Genomic DNA, 21,139 nt, shown 5'->3' with positions numbered 1-21,139 from the left:
ACCCGCGAAAATTATTCAGAACGGAGAAAAGCGGAGGGATCGCCCTCCCCCGCCGTGGCGAGAGAGGGCTCGTGATCCAGATCAGCTGTTCCCCAGCTCCACGTTCAGACCCAGCGAACGCATTTCCTTGATGAGCACGTTGAAGCTCTCGGGAATGCCGGCCTCGAAGCTGTCGTCGCCACGGACGATGGCCTCGTAGACCTTGGTCCGGCCGGCCACGTCGTCGGACTTCACCGTCAGCATCTCCTGCAGGGTGTAGGCGGCGCCGTAAGCTTCCAGAGCCCAGACCTCCATTTCCCCGAAGCGCTGACCGCCGAACTGCGCCTTGCCGCCCAAAGGCTGCTGGGTGACCAGCGAGTACGGGCCGATGGAGCGGGCGTGGATCTTGTCGTCGACCAGGTGGTGCAGCTTCAGCATGTAGATGTAGCCGACCGTGACCGGACGCTTGAACTGCTCGCCGGTCTGACCGTCGTACAGGATCGACTGGGCCGACTTGTTCAGCCCCGCCTCTTCCAGCAGACGCTCGATGTCGCCGATGTGCGCACCGTCGAAGACGGGGGTCGCGAAGGGCACGCCCTTGGACAGGTTCTTCGCCAGTTCGATCAGTTCTTCCTCATCCTGCGGCAGCGGGGTCTCTTCGCCGTAGATATGCGTCAGACGATCGATCAGCGCCTGCTTCTGACCACCAGCCTGCCAGGCTTCCAGCAGACCGGAGATCTGCTTGCCCAGACCGGCGGCGGCCCAACCTAGGTGGGTTTCGAAGATCTGGCCGATGTTCATGCGCGAAGGCACGCCCAGCGGGTTCAGAACGACGTCGACGTGCGTGCCGTCTTCCAGGTGCGGCATGTCCTCGATCGGCAGGATCTTGGAGATGACGCCCTTGTTGCCGTGACGGCCGGCCATCTTGTCGCCGGGCTGAAGCTTGCGCTTCACGGCCACGAAGACCTTGACCATCTTCATCACGCCGGGGGGCAGTTCGTCGCCGCGCTGCAGCTTCTCGACCTTGTCTTCGAAACGACGGTCCAGTTGCTTGCGAGCGTCCTCGAACTGGCGCTTCATCGCTTCCAGCTCGCCCATGGCCTTTTCGTCGTCCAGGGCGATCTGCCACCACAGACCACGGCTGACCTCGGCCAGCTTCTCGTCGGTCAGTTCGCCACGGCCGATGCCCTTGGGCCCCGACACGGCGTTCTTGCCGACGATCAGCGGCTTCAGGCGGCCATAGACGTTGCGCTCGAGGATCTTGAGCTCGTCGTCGCGGTCCTTGCCCAGACGTTCGATCTCGGCGCGTTCGATCGCCATGGCGCGCTCGTCCTTGTCGACGCCGTGACGATTGAAGACGCGAACGTCGACGATCGTGCCGGCGACGCCGGGCGGCAGGCGCAGGGAGGTGTCGCGCACGTCCGAAGCCTTCTCGCCGAAGATGGCGCGCAGCAGCTTCTCTTCCGGCGTCATCGGGCTTTCGCCCTTCGGCGTGACCTTGCCGACCAGGATGTCGCCCGGCTGGACCTCGGCGCCGATGGCCACGATGCCCGCTTCGTCGAGGTTGCGCAGGGCTTCCTCGCCGACGTTGGGGATGTCGCGCGTGATTTCCTCAGGGCCAAGCTTCGTATCGCGGGCGGCGACTTCGAACTCTTCCAGGTGGATCGAGGTGAAGACGTCGTCGCGCACGATGCGCTCGGAGATCAGGATGGAGTCTTCGAAGTTGTAACCGTTCCAGGGCATGAAGGCGACCAGGGCGTTGCGGCCCAGAGCCAGTTCGCCCAGGTCCGTCGACGGACCGTCGGCGATGACGTCGCCGCCCTTCACCTGATCGCCAACGCGCACGATCGGGCGCTGGTTGATGCAGGTCGACTGGTTCGAACGCTGGAACTTCGACAGGCGGTAGATGTCGACGCCCGAGCGGGCGGCGTCCACGTCGCCGGTGGCGCGCACGACGATCCGGGTGCCGTCGATCTGTTCGACGACGCCGTCACGACGGGCGACCACGACGGCGCCGGAGTCCACGGCCACGACCGCTTCCATGCCGGTGCCGACCAGCGGCGCGTCCGACTGCACAAGAGGCACGGCCTGACGTTGCATGTTGGCGCCCATCAGCGCGCGGTTGGCGTCGTCGTTTTCCAGGAACGGGATCAGGGCGGCGGCGACCGAAACGACCTGTTTCGGCGACACGTCCATCATGTCCACGGCGTCCTTGTTCAGGAGCTGGGATTCACCGTTGATCCGGCCGGGGACCAGGTCCTCGACGATCTGACCGTTCTTCAGTTCGATGTTGGCCTGAGCGATCGTGTACTTCGACTCTTCCATGGCCGAGATGTAGACCACCTCGCCCTGGGCCTGACCGTCCTTCACGCGGCGGTACGGGCTCTCGATGAAGCCGTACTTGTTGACGCGCGCGTGGGTGGCCAACGAGTTGATCAGGCCGATGTTCGGGCCTTCCGGCGTTTCGATCGGGCAGATGCGGCCGTAGTGGGTCGGGTGCACGTCGCGGACTTCAAAGCCCGCGCGCTCACGCGTCAGACCGCCCGGGCCAAGCGCCGACAGACGACGCTTGTGGGTGATTTCCGACAGCGGGTTCGTCTGGTCCATGAACTGCGACAGCTGCGACGAACCGAAGAACTCGCGAACCGCGGCGGCGGCCGGCTTGGCGTTGATCAGATCGTGCGGCATGACCGTGTCGATATCGACCGAGGACATGCGCTCCTTGATGGCGCGCTCCATGCGCAGCAGACCGACGCGGTACTGGTTTTCCAGCAACTCGCCGACCGAACGGACCCGGCGGTTACCCAGGTTGTCGATGTCGTCGATCTCGCCGCGGCCGTCCTTCAGGCCGACCAGGATCTGCAGCACCTTCAGCACGTCTTCCTTGCGCAGGACGCGGATCTCGTCGGAGACCTCGGGGCTTTCCAGACGCATGTTCATCTTGACCCGGCCGACGGCCGACAGGTCGTAGCGTTCGCTGTCGAAGAACAGCGAGTTGAACATGGCCTCGGCGGCTTCCGGGGTGGGCGGCTCGCCCGGACGCATCACGCGATAGACGTCGAACAGGGCGTCCTCGCGGTTGTCGTTCTTGTCCACGCGCAGGGTGTTGCGCATGTAGGCGCCGACCGTGACGTGGTCGATGTCCAGCACTTCAATGGTGGTGAAGCCGTTTTGCTCCAGCACTTCGATGGTCGGGGCGTCCAGTTCGTCGCCGGCCTCGGCGAAGATCTCGCCGGTCTCGAAGTTGACGGCGTCATTGGCCAGATACTTGGTGACCAGGGCGTCGGCGGCCAGCGACAGCGAGGTCGTCGTCTCGCCCAGCTTCTTGGCGGCGCGGGCGCTGATCTTCTGACCGGCCTGGGCGACCACTTCGCCGGTGTCGGCGTCGATCAGGTCGAACTCCGGCTTAACCCCGCGCCAGCGCTCGGCCTTGTAAGGCGTGACCCAGCCCTCGCCGCGCTTCTCGTAAGGCACGGTCTCGTAGAAGGTCTTCAGGATTTCTTCGCCGTCCATGCCCAGACCCATCAGGAAGGTCGTGGCCGGCAGCTTGCGGCGGCGGTCGATGCGCACATAGACCACGTCCTTGGCGTCGAACTCGAAGTCGAGCCACGAGCCGCGGTACGGGATCACGCGGGCGGCGAACAGCAGCTTGCCCGAGCTGTGCGTCTTGCCCTTGTCGTGGTCGAAGAAGACGCCCGGCGAACGGTGCATCTGCGAGACGATCACACGCTCAGTGCCGTTGACGATGAAGGTGCCCTTGTCCGTCATGAGCGGGATGTCGCCCATGTAGACGTCCTGCTCCTTGATGTCCTTGACCGAACGGGCTCCCGTTTCCTCGTCGGTTTCGAACACGATCAGGCGCAGCTTGACCTTCAGCGGCGCGGCATAGGTCATGTCGCGCTGAATGCACTCCTCGACGTCGTACTTCGGCTCTTCGAACTCGTACGAGACGTATTCCAGGATCGCGCGCTCGTTGAAGTCCTTGATCGGGAACACCGACTTGAAGACCGCCTCGATGCCCTGCTCCTTGCGGACGCCCGGACGGACCTCGCGCTGCAGGAACTGTTCGTAGGAAGCGCGCTGAACCTCGATCAGGTTAGGCATCGCGATCGCTTCAGGGATACGCCCGAAGGATTTGCGGATGCGCTTCTTGCCGGTGAACGAGGTGGCGGAAGCGATCTGACCGTTGATGGCGAGATCGTGGGCGACGTCAGTCATTCAGTGTTTCCCATGGCGCACGCCCCGGGGAAGGCGTGCGTGAAATGCAGCAGCCACGGCGCGCGTCTCCGCGTCCGCAGCCAGGGTTTCGGCATCCACCCTCGGCCCGCTGCCGGGCCAGGACGCCTGAAATGTACCGGCTCCCTGGGAAGGAGCCGCGCCTTCGCTCGGTCGGAGGGCGACGGACCGGGCCTCGGCGCTTGCGCGCAGACTCATATGGAGTGTTGCGGAGCGCGCACATATACGCGCATTCGCGACGAAATAAAGGCCCAAGGGAACCTTTTCGACAGAGCCGACCAATCTCGTTGCGAGCGACGAAGGCCTGATCTAGCGTCGCCTTATGACACGGATCGCCCTGCCTCTGCTTGCCGCTCTCGCCCTTTCCGCCTGCGCCACCCATCGCGCGCCGGTGACCTATGCCGAGACGGCTTCGGCCGCCGCGCGCGCCGCCGATCAGGTCAATGGCCAGGGGGCCCTGACGCCGCAGCAGGCCTGGGACGCCGGCAATACCGCCTACCTCGCCTGGAACGGCGCGCGGCGCGGCTGGACCACCACCGAAAGCGGCCTGCAATATCGCCGCGTCGGCAGGGCCCACCCCGAGGGCGCTCAGCCCAAGGCGACCGACACGGTCAAGGTCCACTATCGCGGCACCTTCATTGACGGGCGCGAGTTCGACAGTTCCTACGCCCGCAACGAACCGGCCGAGTTTCCGCTGAACCGCGTCATCAAGGGCTGGACCGAGGGCGTGGCCCTGATGCGCGTCGGGGAAATCTACGAGTTCGTCATCCCCGCCTCGTTGGGCTACGGCTCGCGTTGGGTCGGCGGCGACGAACTGCCGCCCAACTCGACCCTGCGCTTCTCGGTCGAACTGCTCGACGTCAAACCGGGTTGAAGACCGAAACAGGATGGCTGGCGACCGCGCTCCATCCTATTTCGACACCCTGATCGCAGCCTATTCAACGACTTAGGCGCTCGAAGCGTCATTGTTCCGGCCATAGCCGACGCCGCCCGCATCATGGGCGGCATGGCCGATGACATCTCCGATCCCAATCCGAATTCGCCCGACTGGACCCGACGGTCCGCCGCAACCTGGGCCGCGGCCCGTAAAGACTATCTCGCCGGGGGTTTCCCCCGGAGGTCTGCGCGCGCCACGGTCTCAGCCTCTCGACCTTCCGTTGGCGCGCCCGCACGGAGGGCTGGCGCCGATCGGACCAGCCGCACGGCGCGGTTTTCGAACCGCTCGACGCCTATGAGTTGGACGCCATCGACCAGCGCCTGCCCTGCAACGCCGCCGACATGGCGCGTCTGGCCTGGGCCAATGCTTCACGGGCGATGATCGACGGCAAGCTGATCGAGGCGCGGGGATGGTCCCGACTGCACAAGGATCTGGAGGCCATCGCCAAGATCGACGACCATGCTGTGCGCTACTACCGGGGCATGGCCAACGACCCGAAACGGCAGCACAAACTGCCCACCACGCCGCCCCTGCGTCCGATGGAGGAGGAATGATCCGAATTGCACGTCCTTGCATTTTGCACGCGTTTTCGGGGCGCAGTGCAATTTCGGATCAGTGCTGACGCTTGACGCCTTGCACCCTGCGTCGGACTGTCGCGGCTCCCCCAGTCGCCTGAAGAGTCCTCGATGATCTGTTCTTGCCTGCGCGCCGCTCCACTCGGCCTCGCCCTCCTATTGGCCTCGACCGCCCCGGCCGCCTTGGCGCAGCAGGCCTCGACCACGCCGCCCGCCCTGCCTGCGCCCCTGCCCGCGATTCCGGAAGCGCGGGACGTCGCCTATCCCGGCGTCATCACCCTGGACGTCGACGCCACCAACCTGGCCCAGCACATCTTTGCGGTGAAGGAAACGATCCCGGTCGCCCAGGCGGGACCGATGACCCTGTTCTTCCCCGAATGGCTGCCTGGCAACCACGGCCCCGTCGGCCCCATCGCGCAGCTCGCCGGCATCGAGATCACCGCGAACGGCCAGCGGGTGCAGTGGGTTCGCGACACCCTGCATCCCTTCGCCTACCACGTGGTCGTCCCGGCCGGTGCGACGGCGCTGAACATCACCCTGCAGCACCTGTCGCCGACGACCGGCAATCAGGGCCGCATCACGATGACGCCCGAGATGCTGAACATCCAGTGGGAGAAGATGCTGCTCTATCCCGCCGGCCACTGGTCGCGGAACATCACGGTCCAGCCCACGGTCAAGTTCCCCGCCGGCTGGCAGTTCGGCACGGCGCTCGAGCCCGAAACCAAGGCCGGCGACGTCCAGACGTTCAAGCCCGTCAATCTGGAGGTGCTGATCGACAGCCCGGTCTTCGCCGGCGTCCACTATCGCCAGATCGACCTCGATCCCGGCGGCCGCTCGCCCGTTCGCGCCAACATCGTCGCGGACAAGGCCGACAGCCTGAACGCCACCGACGAGCAGATCCAGATCCTGCGCAATCTGGTCGCCCAGATGGACCGCCTGTATGGCGCGCGCCATTTCAACCACTACGACTTCCTGATCGCCATGACGGACAAGCTGGGCGGCATCGGGCTGGAGCATCACCGCAGTTCGGAAAACTCGGTCGATCCCGCCTTCTTCACCGGCTGGGACACCCACCTGTCCGACCGCGACCTGCTCAGCCACGAGATGAACCACTCCTGGGACGGCAAATGGCGTCGGCCCGCCGACCAGTATGTGCCCAACTTCAACTCGCCCCTGCAGAACAGCCTGCTGTGGGTCTACGAGGGCCAGACCCAGTACTATGGTCAGGTCATCGCCGCCCGCTCGGGCCTGCTCAGCAAGCAACAGGCGATGGATGCCCTGGCCATGACCGCCGCGACCTTCGACACGCGCGTCGGCCGCGAATGGCGCGCGATGCAGGACACCACCAACGACCCCATCATCAGCCAGCGCCAGCCCAAGGGCTGGCTGTCATGGCAGCGCGACGAGGACTACTATTCGGAGGGCCAGCTGATCTGGCTCGACGTCGACACGACGATCCGCGAAAAGACCGGCGGCCGGAAGTCGCTCGACGACTTCGCCCGCGCCTTCTACGGCGTCCAGGACGGCAGCTATACGCCGGCCCCCTATACGTTCGAGGATGTGGTCGCGGCCCTGAACGGCGTCGTCGCCAATGACTGGGCGACCTTCCTGCGCACCCGCCTGGACGCCGACGGCCCTGAGGCCCGCGCCCCACTGGACGGTCTGGCGCGCGGCGGCTGGCGGCTGGCCTATTCGGACAAGCCCACCGATTATATGAAGACTCTGTACTCCGAGCTGAAACGCAACGACTTCACCTATTCGCTGGGCTTCCAGACCGGCGAAGGCAACAAGATCCGCAGCGTCCAGTGGAACGGCCTGGCCTTCAAGTCGGGCCTGGCCGCCGGGATGGAGATCGTCGCCGTCAACGGGCAGGCCGCCAGCGCCGAACGCCTGACCGAGGCCGTCACCGCAGCCAAGGATCCGTCGACGCCCATCACCCTGATCGTCAAGGATGACGAGCAATACCGCACCGTCGTCTTCGACTACCACGACGGTCTGCGCTACCCCCGCCTGGAACGCATCCCCGACACGCCCGACCGCCTGGGCGACATCCTGACGCCGCGTCGGCGCTGACGTCGCACGTCTCCTCCCCACTGCGTGGGGAGGTGGCGCGGCGCTTCTTCAGCGCCGTGACGGAGGGGCTCTTCACCGCCTCGCAGGCGCCTGTGAGACTTCAAGAGCCCCTCCACCGCTTCGCGGTCCCCCTCCCCATTTCATGGGGAGGAGACACAACGCCGCGCTTGACGCATCGCCCCTCGCCCCCGACGGTGCGGCTCCTTCGCCGAACCGGATGACCGAATGCCGCGTACCCGCCTGACCGCCGCCTGCCTCGCCATCTTGATGACGGCCGCCGCTTCGCCAGTTCTGGCCCAGAGTTTCCAGTCGACCCCTATCGTCACCGATGCGAGCCAGGCGCCGCTGGCCCTGCCCCGCGCCCAGCCGACCATTCTCGCCCCCCAGGACAAGCCCTATCCGGGCGTGATCCAGTACCGCGCCGACATCACCGACCTGGACCGTCGCATCATCAACGTAAGCCAGACAATCCCGGTCGCCAGCCCGGGCCCGCTGACCCTGCTCTATCCGAAGTTCCTGCCCGGCAACCACGCCGCCACCGGCCCGATCCAACTGCTGTCCGGTCTGACCGTCACCGCCAACGGCCAGCGGATCGAGTGGCTGCGCGACACGCTGGACCCTTACGTCTTCCACCTCGACATTCCGGCGGGCGTGACCAGCATCGAGGTGCAGTTCCAGCAACTGACCCAACCGGACGCCTCCAACTGGCGCGTGCTGATGACCCCGGCCATGGTCAATCTGCAGTGGGAGAAGGCCATCCTCTATCCGGCCGGCTATTTCAGCCGCCAGATCCAGGTTGCTCCCTCGGTGGTCCTGCCTGCCGGCTGGAAATACGGCACGGCCTTGACCACGGCGTCTCAGGTCGGCGACGTGGCGGCCTTCGCCCCGACCGACCTCTACACCCTGATCGACAGCCCCATCTTCGCCGGCGCGCACTACCGCCGCGTCGACATCGACCCCAGCGGTGAGCGCGTCCACTTGAACATCCTGGCCGACGAGGCCAAGGGTCTGGCCGCCACCGACGACCAGCTGAAACTGTTCGAGAACATGGTTCAGCAGGCCGACCGCCTGTTCGGCGCCCGTCACTTCGACAACTACGAATTCCTGTTCGCCCTGACCGATCAGATGGGCGGCATCGGGCTGGAGCATCATCGCTCGTCCGAGAACACCGGCGCGCCCGACTTCTTCACCAACTGGACCAAGAGCGCCGGCGATCGGGGTCTGCTGCCCCACGAATACACCCACTCCTGGAACGGCAAGTTCATGCGTCCGGCGGATGAGCTGACCGCCAATCACAACGTCCCGACCCAGAATACCCTGCTGTGGGTCTATGAAGGTCAGACCGAATACTGGGGCGATGTGCTGGCCGCCCGTTCGGGCCTGCATTCCAAGGACGTGGCCTTGGCGACCCTGGCCAGCGTCGCCGCCTTCTATGACAACCAGCCGGGTCGCCAGTGGCGCGCCTTACAGGACACCAACAACCACAATCTGCTGGGCTATCGCGTGCCGGGCCAATTCACCTCATGGATGCGCGGCACAGGCGACTACTACCGCGAAAGCCTGCTGGTCTGGCTGGACGCCGACACCCTGATCCGCGAGGGCAGCAATGGCCGCAGATCGCTGGATGATTTCGCCAAGGGCTTCTTCGGTCACGACGACGGCGAATGGGCGCCGCAAGGCTACACCTTCGAAGATGTCGTCGCGGCCCTGAATGCGGTCTATCCCCACGACTGGGCCGCCTTCCTGCGCACCCGTCTGGACGCCGTCGGTCCCGACGCCCGCGCGCCGCTGGCCGGGATCGAGCGTGGCGGCTGGCGACTGACCTACACCGACACGCCCTCGGCGGCGGAGAAGTCGGTCCAGAGCGGCTGGGCCAACGACTTCCAATATTCGCTGGGCTTCACCCTGTCGGGCGACAAGCTGACCAACATCCGCTGGGGCGGGCCCGCCTTCGAGCAAGGCCTCGGCGCCGGCTGGAGCCTGGTCGCCGTCAACGGCAAGGCCGGCTCGGCCGAGGTGTTGCGCAACACCGTCACGGCGGCGAAAGGGACCGACGCCCCGATCGAACTGTTGCTGAAATCCGGCGATCGCTTCCGCACGGTGGCCTTCGCCTATCACGACGGTCTGCGCTACCCCCGGCTGGAACGGATCGAGGGCGCGCCGGATCGCCTGTCCGACATCCTCGCGCCTCGCCGGCGCTGAAGGCGTCTCCTCCCCGCCTCGCGGGGAGGAGACACGCCCCTTACTTCAACAGCTTCAGCAACGCCTCGGCCGCCGCGTGCGACGAGCCGGGGTTCTGCCCGGTCACCAGCTTGCCGTCGGTCAGCACATAGGAGCCCCAGTCCGGCCCCTTGGAGTAGTCGCCGCCGTTGGCGGTCAGCACGTTCTCGACCAGGAACGGCACCACGTCGGTCAGGCCCACGGCCTCCTCCTCGGAGTTGGTGAAGCCGGTCACCTTGCGGCCGTTGACCAGCGGCTTGCCGTCCGGTCCGTTCACCGACTTCAGCACGCCGGGCGCATGACAAACGAAGCCGGTCGGCTTGTCCGCCTTGGCGAAGGCCTCGATCAGGGCGATGGAGTCGGCGTCGTTCGCCAGGTCCCACAGCGGTCCGTGGCCGCCGGGATAGAAGACGGCGTCGAAATCCTCGGCCTTCACCGACGACAGGACGACGGTCGAGGCCAGGGCGGCCTGGGCTTCGGCGTCGGCCTTGAACCGGCGCGTGTCGTCGGTCTGGGCGTCGGGGTCGTCGCTCTTGGGGTCCAGCGGCGGCTGACCGCCCTTGGGCGAGGCCAGCACGATCTCCGCGCCCGCATCCTTCAGCGCGTAATAGGGCGCCGCCAGCTCTTCCAGCCAGAAGCCGGTCTTCTTGCCCGTGTCGCCGAGTTGGTCGTGCGACGTCAGCACCAGCAGAATTTTCATAGGGGATGGCTCCGTCTTGGGGTGTCCACAGATGGGAAGCCGCACGGTGCCGCTCAAGACTGGCCGCGATGCCGAAAACACCCCACCCTGCCGGCCTCGATCAGCGGAGACGACGTCGCATGAAGCCTTGGTTCAGTCTGTTCGCCGCCCTGATGGGCCTGATGATCTTCAGCTCGTCGGCCCAGGCGGCCGGCCCCTGCAACGTCGGACAGGCGGGCGCGACCCAGACCGTCGCCATAGGCCGCAGCGGACGCACGATGCTGATCCACCTGCCTGCTGGTTTCGACCCCGCAAAGCCGGCGCCTCTGGTCTTCCTGCTGCACGGCAGCGGCGGCACGGGAGAGAAGATGCTGGCGTCTTCCGGCCTGGCGGAGGCGGCGGATCGGCACGGCTTCATCGTCGCCGCGCCCGACGCCGGCATTCCGATCGATCAAGGTTTCGTCTGGAACATCCCCGGCGTGCCGACCGTCACCGGCGCGGTCCCCGGCCCCGGCGATGCGGACGACGTCGCCTATCTGACGGGGGCCATCGATTATCTGGCCGACCAGGGCTGCGTCGATGACAGCCGCATCTATGCGACGGGCCTATCGGGCGGCGGGCGGATGGCGTCGTGGCTGGGTTGCGTCGCCGCCGACCGTTTCGCCGCCATCGCCCCGGTCGTCGGCTTGCGCGCCGGCAATCCCAGAAAGGACCGCCCGGAGGAGCCGGATCCCGCCACCTGCCGCCCTTCGCGCCCAATGCCGGTCATCGCCTTCGCCGGCGACGCCGACACGACCAATCCGATCCAGGGCGGCGGCGCAGGCTATTGGAGCTACACCATGCATGCCGCCGAACAGCGCTGGGCCCAACTGAACGGCTGCACCCAGGTGCGCGACACCCGCTGGATCGCCAACAAGGTCTATGAAGAGGGCTACGCCGCCTGCCGCGACGGCGCCGACGTCGTGGGCCTCATCACCTCAGGTGGCGGCCATAGCTGGGTCGCCGACAACGACGCCCTGTGGGCCTTCTTCGCTATGCGCAGCCGACCGCAGCGCTGAGCCCAGAGCTCCTAGACGCCGCTGCTTATTCGCCGGCGGCCTACCCCATCGGCCTCAAGCAGCGCTCCGCGCGATAGGCCAACAAAAAAGACCCGGCGGTTTCCCGCCGGGCCTTCCAATCTTCAGCAAATGCCGAAAGTCAGATCTTACTTGATCTGGACCTTGGCGCCGGCTTCCGTCAGCTTCTTGGCGACTTCGTCGGCGGCTTGCTTGGAGACGTTCTCGACGACGTTCTGCGGAGCGCCTTCGACCAGGTCCTTGGCTTCCTTCAGACCCAGGTCCGAACGGACGCCGCGGACTTCCTTGATCACGTTGATCTTCTTGTCGCCGCCGTCGACCAGGACGACGGTGAATTCGGTTTGCTCTTCGGCAGCTTCAGCCGGAGCGCCGCCGCCGGCGGCCGGAGCAGCCATAGCGACCGGAGCAGCGGCGCTGACGCCCCACTTTTCTTCCAGCAGCTTGGAGAGTTCAGCAGCTTCGAGGACGGTCAGAGCGGACAGGTCTTCGACGATCTTGGCGAGGTCAGCCATTGTCAGTTTTCCTTCGGAGGATTGGTTTTAGAGAGTGATGCAGAGATGAAAGGCTGGGCCGCTTACGCGGCTTCCTTGGTGGCGTAGGCGTTGAACACGCGAGCCAGCTGACCGGCGGGTGCTTGCAGCACGCCGGCGATACGGGTCGCAGGCGCGTTGAGCAGGCCGATGAGTTGACCGCGAACCTCGTCGAGCGTCGGGAGCTTGGACAGTGCGTCCACGCCCTTTTGGTCGACGATGGTCGAGCCCATGAAGCCGCCGACGATCTTGAAGCGATCGTTGGCCTTAGCGAACTCGGTGGCGACCTTGGCGGCCGTACCGGGGTTCTCGGAATAGGCGATGCCCACGGGACCCTTGAACAGGTTGTGGTATTCGCTGCCTTCCTCGGCTTCGAGCGCCTTCAGCGCCAGGCGGTTCTTGACCACCTTGAACGCGCCGCCTTCTTTACGAAGACGGCCACGCAGATCTTCCATTTCCGCAACGGTCAGACCCAGGTTGTGGGTCACGACCACGCTGCCGGCGTCGGCGAAAACGCCCTTGAGCGATTCGATAGACTCGGCTTTTTGAGCGCGATCCATTGCGGTCTCCAGTCTTGGTATTCGCCGCCGGGCTTATTCCCGACGACGGATTGGCCAAAGCGCGTCGCATCGCTGCGAAACGTCGGGCCGGTCGTATTGTCCGAAGGATGCGTCTGACGGCGTCCGTCCCGGAATGCGGGCTGACAGCGCAAGGTCGCGTCCCCATCTCCCCACGGCGTCAGAGGGCTCTCTGACAGTTACGGCCTGGGTGACCCCCACGCCCCGAAGTTCTCGGACAGGACCGTCAGAAGATGAACCTCCGACGGGAAGCGGCGCTCTTACAGGCGCCGCCGTTGGAAATCAACCCGGCTTAACGCCGGCTGGGCTTGGCCCCGGTCTGCCCGGCCTCGCCGCAGTCGAAGCGGGCGCAATATTTGCTCTCGAACTCCTCCAGAAGGTTCGTCATCGCTGCGGTCTCGACCTCCTGTGAGGCCATGCTCAAGGATATCGTCTTGGCTGCGACAGAACGCCCGACAGCCGTGCGATAAAATGCGATTTGCGCGACGAGTTCTTCTTCGGTGAAGACGGAGCCGTAGACCGGGGCCAAGTCATCCATGAACCGCTCGATCATTCTGCTCGCCATGGACGGCATGTTGGTGCGCACCCAAATCGCTTCTTCGCCGCCCTTTTTATCCAGTTCACCCATCTGCGTGACCATGAAGCGCTCGAACTCCTTCATGAAGTTCGGGCCGACGGACAGGTCGATCAGTTCGCGCGCCAGGGCGCTGCGGCGCGCCAGGCCGGCATCCTGCGGCGCTGGCTCGACGCGCGTGACGACGACTGTTTCCGATTGAGCCGCCGTCTGCGCGTGCGCGCCTGTCGCGCTCAGACCCAGCGCCAGACCCAGCGACGCAGCTAGCGCCTGTTTGCGTGTGATGATCATGATGGCCTCCCCGCCCACTTATCGGAAGGCTCAGGTCCGCAGGCCAGTCGAATTCGACCGACGGTTGCTCAATCTTCGAGCGGCGTGGCGTCGAAGTCGCGGATCAGCGCGGCCAGGTCGGGCTCATGAACCAGATCCGCCGCCTCGCTCAGGCTCATCCAGCGGCGCTCGCGCTGATGCGCTTCGGGCCAGGCGCCCATCTGGATCAGCACTTCCAGCGGATAGACCGACACCACGCACTGGCGCACGCCGCCGTCTTTCAGACCCTTGGCGTATCGGAAGACGCCGATGGACTGAGTGTCGACGTCGCCCTTCACCCCCGCCTCCTCCATCGCCTCCTGGGCGGCGGCCTCGGGATCGCTCTTGCCGACCATCCGCCCGCCCTTGGGGATCACCCAGCGTCGCGTTTCGCGCGAGGTGATCATCAGGATGCGACGCTCGCCGTCCTCCAGCCGCCACGGCAGGGCCGCGACCTGCCGGGTCTCGGAGCGGGTGGTGCGTTTCGACCGGGCCTGCGGCACGCCTCAGCCCTCGCCCATCGCTTGAGCGGTCCTGACGATTCGTGCTGGCGCTCGCCCAATCTTCACGTCTGGTTCCAGGTCTGCCGGTCGCGGCCGCCCTCGAAACGGGATCGCGACGGCTGCGTCAAGTTGTCAGACCACGGACGGTTCCATTTATTTCTCGCCGGGCGCCTTGGCCTTTGGATCGCCCAGCACGTCCTGACGGTACAGCATGGTGATCAGGGTGTGCAGCACCAGGGCCAGCGGCGTGGCGAACAGCACGCCCAGCGGCCCGAACAGGGTGCCGATGCCCACGACGGCGAAGATGCCCAGAACGACGGGCAGATTGGCCACGTTCTTCTGCACCATCGGCGTGATGAAGTTGCTCTCCAGCTGGGACACAACGACATACAGCGCCAGCGTCATCAGGGCCGTCTGCCACCCTTGCGTGGCGCCGACCAGCAAGGCCGGCACGGTGGAGACGATGGGCCCCACGATCGGCACGAACTGCGCCAGTCCCGTCAGCAGACCCAGCCCCAGCGCCGACGGCACGCCGATGATGGCCAAGCCGACCCCTGTCAGCGTGCCGACCAGAACCATCGAGAACAGCTGCGCCTTCAGCCAGCCTTTCAGCGCCTTCCCACAGCTGTTCAGCACTTCGCGCATTCGCGGGCGGCGATCCATGGGCAGCATGGACAGCAGCCCCTCGCGCGACTTGGCGGGCTCGATCGCCAGGAAGACGCCCGCGACCACGACGAGAACCAGTGTGGTGACACCCGATGCGAAGCCCAGGGCGAACTTCTGAGCGACCTGCAACGCCTGACCGGCACGGCCGCCCAGCCCCTGCAACTGCTCCAGCAGCTGCGCGGCATAGGGTTGGGCCTGGATCCACGACTGAACCTGCTCCCACCCTTGCGGCACCACGGCGGACAGGGCCACGACCTGTTCGGTGATCTGGGTTCCGAACAGGGTCAATATCCCTGCCAGGACCGCAACCACGATCAGCAGCGACAGGAAGACGGCCAGCGGGTCCGGCGCCTTCAGCCAGCGCACGATGGGATCGGCCAGGGCGCGCAGGATCACCGACACCACGATGGCCCCGAAGATCAGCAGCCACAGCGTCTGCAAGGTCACGATCAGCTGGACCGCGAAATAGGTCGACACCAGCACGATGGCGCCGAACGCGAGCCGCCCCTTCCACGGGTCGTGGCCGACCACACCAGGCTTGTCGCCCATCAGTTTTCCCAGTCCGAACATATCGCCCCCTTCAAGGTCGCGACAGGAACGCGGGTCGAGCGTGGCCGTTCGCCGCAGGCGATAAAAAAGTCAGTGGGCGTCGGAGGATCGCTGATCGTAGGCCATTTGCGCGGCCGCGACTTCCGGCATCCGGGTCTCGGCCCAGTCGATCATCGACTGCATCGCCGCCATCAGGGTCCGGCCCAGCGGCGTGACTGCATAGGTCACCGACACCGGCACGGTGGCCACGACGGAGCGTGACACCAGGCCGTCGCGCTCCAGCGACTTCAACGTCTGGCTCAACATCTTCTGCGACACCCCATCGACCCGCAGCTTCAGGGCGTTGAACCGGATCGGCCCCTCTCCCAGCACGATCAGGATCAGGGTGCTCCATTTGTCGGCGATGCGGTCCAGCAGTTGCCGCGTCGGACAGTTCGCTGCGAACACATCGCCTCGCAGCCAGGTTTCTTGAAGGTAACCAGGTGTCTGAGAGGTGCCGTCTTGCATAGGCGCATCCCATATCGCACCTGGTATCCATTGGATACCCAAAGGAGCCTTCCATGAAAGTCGCAGTCCTCGGCGCCAGCGGTCGCGCCGGCTCGGAAATCACCAAGGAACTGGCCGCGCGCGGTCACACGGTCACCGCCATCGCCCGCAAGCCTGAGGCGATCCCGAGCGCCACCGGCGTCACGCCTGTCGCCGGCGACGCCTCGGACGCCGCCGCGCTCGCCGACCTGATCAAGGGTTCGGACGCGGTCATCAGCGCCCTGCACTTCGATGTTCCCGCCGCGACGATCCTCGGCGCGCTGAAGACCGCCGGCGTCCCGCGCCTGCTCGTCACCGGCGGCGCCGCCAGCCTGGAGGTCGCGCCCGGCGTCCTCTTGTTCGACACACCGCAGTTTCCAGCCGAATGGAAGCCCATCGCCAAGGGCGGGCTGACCTTCTTAGACGACCTGCGTCAGGAAACGGACATCGACTGGACCTTCTTCTCCCCCGCCGCCCTGATCGAGGAAACGCCGCGCCTGGGCCGCTATCGCACCGGGACCGACCAACTGGTCGTGGACGCCAACGGCGACAGCAAGATCGGCTTCTCCGACTACGCCATCGCCATGGTCGACGAGCTGGAAAACCCCAAGCACAGCCGCGCCCGCTTCACCGCCGCCTATTGAGGCCTAGTGGCCGCCTGGCCCTGCGCCGCATTGGCCATGGCGGCCTTCACCTCGCGCTTCTCTTCAGGCGTGCACTGTAGACGATTGCAGAGCTGATCGCCCATGTCCGCCATAAGCTCAGGCATGATGGCCTGGATCGCCGCACCGATCCGAGGCGCCGCCGCATAGCTCTTGCTCATCATCGATCGGCCGACATCGCTCTGATAGAAATCGACCAGAGCCCGAAGCTCCTCCAGCGTGAAGATGTCGGCATAGATTGGCGCAATGGCCTCGAACATGCGGGGCAGCATGCTGGCGGTCGCCTCCGCCATGATCTCGCGAGCCTCGGCCGCCTGCTCAGCCGACATCGTGTCCGATCGCGGCATCATCATCGCCGTCATCTGACCCAGCGAAGCGCCCATCTGTTCGCCCTGGATCAGGGCGATGAAATTGTTGGCCAAGGCCAGCTTCTCGGCCGACACATCGTTTGTCCCGGCCGTGGCCGCGGGCGCAGTCAGCAACGCAAGGGCCAGCACCAGCCCGGCGAAGAGTTGTTTCATATGATCCCCCAGATAGGCGCGCATCCTGACGGCAGGCGCGATCTCCGGGCAAGAAAAAACGGCGGGGATCGCTCCCCGCCGTTCTTCAGTGTGGCTTGTCTTTCGACTTAGGCGCCCAGCGAGGCCGGATCGACCTTGAAGCCCGGGCCCATCGTCGAGGATAGGCTGATGCGCTTCACATAGGTGCCCTTGGCGCCCGACGGCTTGGAACGCACCAGGGCGTCCACGATGGCCTTCACGTTGGCTTCCAGGGCGTCCTGGGTGAACGAGACCTTGCCGATGCCGGCGTGGACGATGCCCGCCTTCTCGACGCGGAACTCGACGGCGCCGCCCTTGGCGTCCTTGACGGCTTGGGCCACGTTCGGGGTCACGGTGCCGACCTTGGGGTTCGGCATCAGGCCGCGCGGGCCCAGCACCTTACCCAGACGGCCGACCAGGGCCATCATGTCCGGCGACGCGATCACGCGGTCGAACTCCATGAAGCCGCCGGCGATCTTTTCGTACAGATCTTCGGCGCCGACGTGTTCGGCGCCGGCTGCGGTGGCTTCGGCGGCCTTGGCGTCCTTGGCGAAGACGGCGACGCGAACGTCACGGCCGGTGCCCGACGGCAGGTTGACGACGCCACGGACCTGTTGATCGGCGTGACGCGGGTCGACGCCCAGGTTGACCGAGATTTCCAGCGACTCGTCGAACTTGGCCTTGGCGTTTTCCTTGGCCAGCTTGATGGCGTCGGAGAACGGCAGCAGGTCTTGGGTCACGCCGGTGCGGGCCTTGAAGGCCTTGGTTTGCTTGGCCATGGTTTAGCCCTCCACCACTTCGAGGCCCATCGCGCGGGCGGAGCCTTCGATGATCTTGGCCGCCGCGTCGATGTCGTTGGCGTTCAGATCCTTCATCTTCTTTTCGGCGATCTCGCGCAGTTGCGCTTGCGTGATCTTGCCGGCGACTTCACGGCCGACCAGCTTCGAACCCGACTTCAGGCCCGTGGCCTGCTTCAGGTACCAGGTCGCCGGCGGCGTCTTGGTGATGAAGGTGAACGACTTGTCCTGATAGACGGTGATCACGGTCGGAAGCGGGGTGCCCTTGGCTTCCTTCTCGGTGCGCGCGTTGAACTCCTTGCAGAAGCCCATGATGTTCACGCCGCGCTGACCCAGAGCCGGGCCGATCGGGGGCGAAGGCGTGGCCGAACCGGCCGGCACTTGCAGCTTGATATAGCCGAGAATCTTCTTGGCCATTGGTCTCTCCTATGAATGACCCGGCGAATGAACGGCGAGCCGGTGAGCCGTGGTGCGGCATGGCTGCCTCCCACGGATTTGACGCTCCACGAACCGAAGGCCCGCCGAGCGAAGGCGCGCGTTTAACAGAGGGGGGATGGAAAGGCAACGCACCGCCCTGCCCTCGCCCCAGAAACGAAAAAGCCGCGCCCTTTCGGACGCGGCTTGATATCTCGACAGGGGCGTGAGCCTCAGCCCGCGACCTTCTCCACCTGGGCGTATTCCAATTCGACTGGCGTGGCGCGGCCGAAGATGGACACGGCGACGCGCAGGCGGGCATGTTCTTCGTCCACGCTCTCGACCGAACCGTCGAAGCTGGCGAACGGGCCGTCGATGACCTTGACCTTCTCGCCGATGTCGAAGCGGATGGTGGGCTTCGGACGTTCGACGCCCTCTTCCACGGCACCGATGATGTTCTGAACTTCACGCTCGGAGACCGGCAGGGGCTTGGTGCCGCCCGCGGCGCCCAGGAAGCCCGTGACCTTCGGCGTGTTCTTGACCAGGTGATAGGCCTGGTCGGTCATTTCCATTTTCACCAGCACATAGCCGGGGAAGAACTTGCGTTCCGAGTTCACCTTGCGACCGCGACGGATCTCGACGACGTCTTCGGTCGGAACCAAGATTTCGGAGAAGGCGTCTTCCAGGCCCTGTTGCTTGGCCTGATCACGCAGCTGCTCGGCGACCTTCTTCTCGAAGTTCGAGTAGGCGTTGACGATGTACCACTTGTGGCGCGGATTGGCGGGCTTTGCGGGCGCTGCATCGGTCATGGGCGCGTCTTTCTCAGGATCCGAGAGCGATGATGTAGCGGAAGGCGTAGCCCAGGCCAGTGTCCACGATCCAGAAGAAGATCGAGGCGATGATGACCATGATGAAGACCATCACCGAGGTGATCCAGGTCTCCTTGCGGCTGGGCCAGACGATCTTGCGGCCTTCGGCGCGCACCTGGCTCAGAAACTGGCCGGGGCTGGTGCGGGGCTTCTTGGGCTCGGGCGAATCGACCGTGATGGCGGCGGCGCCGGCCGCCTGAGGCTTGGCGCCCATCTGGGGCTTCGCGCTGCCTTGAGGCCGCTTGCCGGGAGTTTTGGCCTTGGCCATCAGTTGCTCTTCACACAATTGTTCCTGTGGCCCCAGATGGGAAGTCCCATCCGGAAGCGACAGGGGGGATTGGCAGGAGTTGGGGGACTCGAACCCACGACCCCCGGTTTTGGAGACCGGTGCTCTACCAGCTGAGCTAAACTCCTAGACAACCGCGCAAACCCGAAAGGTCCGTGCGTTCGCCAGAGGGGGGCGTATGCCCGACACCGCCCGCCATTTCAAGGGCGATGTGACAGTTGCGATCAGTCTTCCAGATGCGCAGCGATGGCGTCCCGCTCGTCCTGTGCCTTCACCAGTTCCTTGAAGATCAGCTTGTCGATGCGACGGTCGTCCATATCCACGACCTCGACCTCGAATCGGCCAACCTGCAGCACTTCGCCCTCGTCCGGAACGCGCGAGATCTGGTGCAGAATCAGGCCGGCGACGGTGTGGAAACCTTCATGCTCGCCAAAGTCCTCGCCGAGCTTGTCAGCCAGTTCGTCCAGGTCCGTCTGACCATCGACAAGCCAGCTGCCGTCGGCGCGCTGATGGATCCAGGCCTGCTCTTCGTCATGGCCCTCGTTGAAATCGCCGGCGATCATTTCCAGGATGTCGGTCGCTGTCACCACGCCTTCGAAGGCGCCGTACTCGTCGACGATAAAGGCCATGTGGACGCGCGAGCCTTTCAGGATCTCCAGCGCCTTCAACACCGAGGTCGACTGAGGAATGAAGGCCGGTTCGGCGACCAGCGGCTCGATGTCGAACTTGCCGTTGGTCAGCAGGCTGTCCAGCAGATCCTTCTTGTGAACCACGCCCAGCGGATTATCGACGTCGCTCTCGCGCGCCACCACGATCCGCGAATAGGGGCAGGTGCGAATCTCTTCGCGCAGCATCTCTTCGGGGTCGTCCAGGGCGATCCAGAACACGTCGTGACGCGGCGTCATGGCCACCCGCACCGGACGGTCGCCCAGGCGCAGGATTTCCTCGATCATCACCTGCTCTTCGGGCTCGATCAGGCCGGCCGAGGTGCCTTCGGCCAGGATGGTCGCAACCTCTTCCTGGGTCACGTCGGAGCCATCGCGATCCTTGACGCCCAACAGCTTCAGTATGCCCGAGGTGGAGGCGGTCAGCAGCAGGACGAAGGGCTTCAGCACGATCGCCAGCTTGGAGATCGGCCCGGCCATCTTGGACGCTACCGTTTCGGGGAAGATCAGCGCAAGGCGCTTGGGCACCAGTTCGCCGATGATCAGCGAGACATAGGTGATGCACACGACCACCAGGGCCGTGGCGAAAAATTCGGTATATTGAGCCAGCGCCGGGAAAGCGACTTCCAGAATGCGATCCAGTTCGCCCGCGATGGTCGCCTGACCATAGGCGCCCGCCAGAATGCCGATCAGAGTGATGCCCACCTGAACCGCGGACAGGAACTGAGTCGGTTCTTCCGACAGCTTCAGCGCCGCCCTGGCCCCCCGGTCGCCCCGTTCCGCCCTCGCCTGTAGTTTGGATTTCCGCGAGGAGACGACCGCCAATTCAGTCATGGCGAACAAGCCGTTGAGCACCACCAGGAGCAGAACGACAGCAATAGCGATGAGTAACATCTAG

20 protein-coding genes and 1 tRNA gene are annotated in these 21,139 nt (G+C 65.3%); 6 read left to right on the top strand and 15 right to left on the bottom strand.

Annotation, left to right across the window (positions count from 1 at the left end; all coding sequences use genetic code 11):
• Nucleotides 1–81: 81 nt before the first annotated feature.
• Nucleotides 82–4,197 (bottom strand): DNA-directed RNA polymerase subunit beta, encoded by a 4,116-nt coding sequence (rpoB, locus tag E4341_RS06980; RefSeq protein WP_066551888.1) that lies wholly within the window; start codon nt 4,195–4,197, stop codon nt 82–84.
• 340 nt (nt 4,198–4,537) lie between these two features.
• Here rpoB and E4341_RS06975 point away from each other — a divergent pair, with 340 nt between their 5' ends.
• The 4 genes from E4341_RS06975 to E4341_RS06960 all read left to right on the top strand — a co-directional run bounded on the left by E4341_RS06975 (nt 4,538) and on the right by E4341_RS06960 (nt 10,002).
• Nucleotides 4,538–5,089 carry an FKBP-type peptidyl-prolyl cis-trans isomerase gene (locus E4341_RS06975; RefSeq protein ID WP_165116161.1) on the top strand — a complete coding sequence of 184 codons (552 nt, stop codon included), beginning with the start codon at nt 4,538–4,540 and terminating at the stop codon, nt 5,087–5,089.
• 362 nt (nt 5,090–5,451) lie between these two features.
• Complete coding sequence (locus E4341_RS06970; protein ID WP_165116159.1) at nt 5,452–5,706, top strand: hypothetical protein; 255 nt, start codon at nt 5,452–5,454, stop codon at nt 5,704–5,706.
• A 132-nt stretch (nt 5,707–5,838) separates the two neighbouring features.
• Nucleotides 5,839–7,800 carry a M61 family metallopeptidase gene (locus E4341_RS06965; RefSeq protein ID WP_165116157.1) on the top strand — a complete coding sequence of 654 codons (1,962 nt, stop codon included), beginning with the start codon at nt 5,839–5,841 and terminating at the stop codon, nt 7,798–7,800.
• A 225-nt stretch (nt 7,801–8,025) separates the two neighbouring features.
• The gene (locus tag E4341_RS06960; protein ID WP_165116155.1) at nt 8,026–10,002 is read left to right on the top strand and encodes a M61 family metallopeptidase; all 1,977 of its coding nucleotides are present in this window, start codon (nt 8,026–8,028) and stop codon (nt 10,000–10,002) included.
• Between the two features lie 40 nt (nt 10,003–10,042).
• Here the strand turns inward: E4341_RS06960 and E4341_RS06955 are convergent, their stop codons facing one another.
• Entirely contained in the window at nt 10,043–10,720 is a 678-nt protein-coding gene (locus E4341_RS06955; RefSeq protein WP_165116153.1) for a type 1 glutamine amidotransferase domain-containing protein, read from the bottom strand.
• 119 nt (nt 10,721–10,839) lie between these two features.
• Here E4341_RS06955 and E4341_RS06950 point away from each other — a divergent pair, with 119 nt between their 5' ends.
• Nucleotides 10,840–11,757 carry a PHB depolymerase family esterase gene (locus E4341_RS06950; protein WP_165116151.1) on the top strand — a complete coding sequence of 306 codons (918 nt, stop codon included), beginning with the start codon at nt 10,840–10,842 and terminating at the stop codon, nt 11,755–11,757.
• 146 nt (nt 11,758–11,903) lie between these two features.
• Here the strand turns inward: E4341_RS06950 and rplL are convergent, their stop codons facing one another.
• The 6 genes from rplL to E4341_RS06920 form a co-directional block, all read right to left on the bottom strand.
• Complete coding sequence (rplL, locus tag E4341_RS06945) at nt 11,904–12,287, bottom strand: 50S ribosomal protein L7/L12 (protein WP_055754823.1); 384 nt, start codon at nt 12,285–12,287, stop codon at nt 11,904–11,906.
• Nucleotides 12,288–12,349: 62 nt separating this feature from the next.
• Complete coding sequence (rplJ, locus tag E4341_RS06940; RefSeq protein WP_165116149.1) at nt 12,350–12,865, bottom strand: 50S ribosomal protein L10; 516 nt, start codon at nt 12,863–12,865, stop codon at nt 12,350–12,352.
• Between the two features lie 310 nt (nt 12,866–13,175).
• Complete coding sequence (locus E4341_RS06935; RefSeq protein WP_165116147.1) at nt 13,176–13,748, bottom strand: DUF2059 domain-containing protein; 573 nt, start codon at nt 13,746–13,748, stop codon at nt 13,176–13,178.
• A 68-nt stretch (nt 13,749–13,816) separates the two neighbouring features.
• The gene (locus E4341_RS06930; RefSeq protein WP_055754820.1) at nt 13,817–14,269 is read right to left on the bottom strand and encodes an NUDIX hydrolase; all 453 of its coding nucleotides are present in this window, start codon (nt 14,267–14,269) and stop codon (nt 13,817–13,819) included.
• 153 nt (nt 14,270–14,422) lie between these two features.
• Nucleotides 14,423–15,484 (bottom strand): AI-2E family transporter, encoded by a 1,062-nt coding sequence (locus E4341_RS06925; RefSeq protein ID WP_205751374.1) that lies wholly within the window; start codon nt 15,482–15,484, stop codon nt 14,423–14,425.
• Nucleotides 15,485–15,574: 90 nt separating this feature from the next.
• A complete protein-coding gene (locus E4341_RS06920) occupies nt 15,575–15,931 on the bottom strand; it encodes a helix-turn-helix domain-containing protein (RefSeq protein ID WP_240893636.1) in 357 nt (118 codons plus the stop codon).
• Nucleotides 15,932–16,044: 113 nt separating this feature from the next.
• Between E4341_RS06920 and E4341_RS06915 the strand changes: the two genes are divergently transcribed.
• Nucleotides 16,045–16,653: an NAD(P)-dependent oxidoreductase gene (locus E4341_RS06915; protein ID WP_091747624.1), complete on the top strand. Its 609-nt coding sequence runs from the start codon at nt 16,045–16,047 to the stop codon at nt 16,651–16,653.
• Here E4341_RS06915 and E4341_RS06910 read toward each other — a convergent pair.
• The 7 genes from E4341_RS06910 to E4341_RS06880 all read right to left on the bottom strand — a co-directional run bounded on the left by E4341_RS06910 (nt 16,647) and on the right by E4341_RS06880 (nt 21,135).
• Nucleotides 16,647–17,192, bottom strand: a complete 546-nt coding sequence (locus E4341_RS06910; RefSeq protein ID WP_165116141.1) for a DUF2059 domain-containing protein — start codon at nt 17,190–17,192, stop codon at nt 16,647–16,649. The two genes, E4341_RS06915 and E4341_RS06910, sit on opposite strands and share 7 nt — an antisense overlap.
• A gap of 107 nt (nt 17,193–17,299) precedes the next feature.
• Complete coding sequence (rplA, locus tag E4341_RS06905; protein ID WP_017506695.1) at nt 17,300–17,989, bottom strand: 50S ribosomal protein L1; 690 nt, start codon at nt 17,987–17,989, stop codon at nt 17,300–17,302.
• Nucleotides 17,990–17,992: 3 nt separating this feature from the next.
• Nucleotides 17,993–18,424 carry a 50S ribosomal protein L11 gene (gene rplK, locus E4341_RS06900; RefSeq protein ID WP_055754816.1) on the bottom strand — a complete coding sequence of 144 codons (432 nt, stop codon included), beginning with the start codon at nt 18,422–18,424 and terminating at the stop codon, nt 17,993–17,995.
• Nucleotides 18,425–18,654: 230 nt separating this feature from the next.
• Nucleotides 18,655–19,230 carry a transcription termination/antitermination protein NusG gene (nusG, locus tag E4341_RS06895; protein ID WP_017506694.1) on the bottom strand — a complete coding sequence of 192 codons (576 nt, stop codon included), beginning with the start codon at nt 19,228–19,230 and terminating at the stop codon, nt 18,655–18,657.
• A gap of 13 nt (nt 19,231–19,243) precedes the next feature.
• Nucleotides 19,244–19,558: a preprotein translocase subunit SecE gene (gene secE / locus E4341_RS06890; protein WP_017506693.1), complete on the bottom strand. Its 315-nt coding sequence runs from the start codon at nt 19,556–19,558 to the stop codon at nt 19,244–19,246.
• Between the two features lie 70 nt (nt 19,559–19,628).
• Nucleotides 19,629–19,704 (bottom strand) — tRNA-Trp (locus E4341_RS06885).
• Between the two features lie 96 nt (nt 19,705–19,800).
• Complete coding sequence (locus E4341_RS06880) at nt 19,801–21,135, bottom strand: hemolysin family protein (protein WP_153923662.1); 1,335 nt, start codon at nt 21,133–21,135, stop codon at nt 19,801–19,803.
• Between the last annotated feature and the right edge of the window lie 4 nt (nt 21,136–21,139).

Source organism: Brevundimonas sp. 'scallop' (assembly GCF_011045535.1).
Lineage (GTDB): Bacteria > Pseudomonadota > Alphaproteobacteria > Caulobacterales > Caulobacteraceae > Brevundimonas > Brevundimonas vesicularis.
The sequence above is the reverse complement of the archived record's forward strand: the minus strand, read 5'-3'. Positions and strand labels throughout refer to the sequence as shown.

What these genes read in the sequence shown, in the direction of transcription:
- rpoB (WP_066551888.1), bottom strand. Translation starts at nt 4,197, where the DNA reads ATGACTGACGTCGCCCACGATCTCGCCATCAACGGTCAGATCGCTTCC.
- E4341_RS06950 (WP_165116151.1), top strand. Translation starts at nt 10,840, where the DNA reads ATGAAGCCTTGGTTCAGTCTGTTCGCCGCCCTGATGGGCCTGATGATC.
- E4341_RS06880 (WP_153923662.1), bottom strand. Translation starts at nt 21,135, where the DNA reads ATGTTACTCATCGCTATTGCTGTCGTTCTGCTCCTGGTGGTGCTCAAC.
- E4341_RS06965 (WP_165116157.1), top strand. Translation starts at nt 5,839, where the DNA reads ATGATCTGTTCTTGCCTGCGCGCCGCTCCACTCGGCCTCGCCCTCCTA.
- rplL (WP_055754823.1), bottom strand. Translation starts at nt 12,287, where the DNA reads ATGGCTGACCTCGCCAAGATCGTCGAAGACCTGTCCGCTCTGACCGTC.
- E4341_RS06925 (WP_205751374.1), bottom strand. Translation starts at nt 15,484, where the DNA reads ATGGGCGACAAGCCTGGTGTGGTCGGCCACGACCCGTGGAAGGGGCGG.
- E4341_RS06955 (WP_165116153.1), bottom strand. Translation starts at nt 10,720, where the DNA reads ATGAAAATTCTGCTGGTGCTGACGTCGCACGACCAACTCGGCGACACG.
- rplA (WP_017506695.1), bottom strand. Translation starts at nt 17,989, where the DNA reads ATGGCCAAGCAAACCAAGGCCTTCAAGGCCCGCACCGGCGTGACCCAA.
- E4341_RS06915 (WP_091747624.1), top strand. Translation starts at nt 16,045, where the DNA reads ATGAAAGTCGCAGTCCTCGGCGCCAGCGGTCGCGCCGGCTCGGAAATC.
- nusG (WP_017506694.1), bottom strand. Translation starts at nt 19,230, where the DNA reads ATGACCGATGCAGCGCCCGCAAAGCCCGCCAATCCGCGCCACAAGTGG.
- E4341_RS06910 (WP_165116141.1), bottom strand. Translation starts at nt 17,192, where the DNA reads ATGAAACAACTCTTCGCCGGGCTGGTGCTGGCCCTTGCGTTGCTGACT.
- E4341_RS06975 (WP_165116161.1), top strand. Translation starts at nt 4,538, where the DNA reads ATGACACGGATCGCCCTGCCTCTGCTTGCCGCTCTCGCCCTTTCCGCC.
- E4341_RS06960 (WP_165116155.1), top strand. Translation starts at nt 8,026, where the DNA reads ATGCCGCGTACCCGCCTGACCGCCGCCTGCCTCGCCATCTTGATGACG.
- secE (WP_017506693.1), bottom strand. Translation starts at nt 19,558, where the DNA reads ATGGCCAAGGCCAAAACTCCCGGCAAGCGGCCTCAAGGCAGCGCGAAG.
- rplJ (WP_165116149.1), bottom strand. Translation starts at nt 12,865, where the DNA reads ATGGATCGCGCTCAAAAAGCCGAGTCTATCGAATCGCTCAAGGGCGTT.
- E4341_RS06935 (WP_165116147.1), bottom strand. Translation starts at nt 13,748, where the DNA reads ATGATCATCACACGCAAACAGGCGCTAGCTGCGTCGCTGGGTCTGGCG.
- rplK (WP_055754816.1), bottom strand. Translation starts at nt 18,424, where the DNA reads ATGGCCAAGAAGATTCTCGGCTATATCAAGCTGCAAGTGCCGGCCGGT.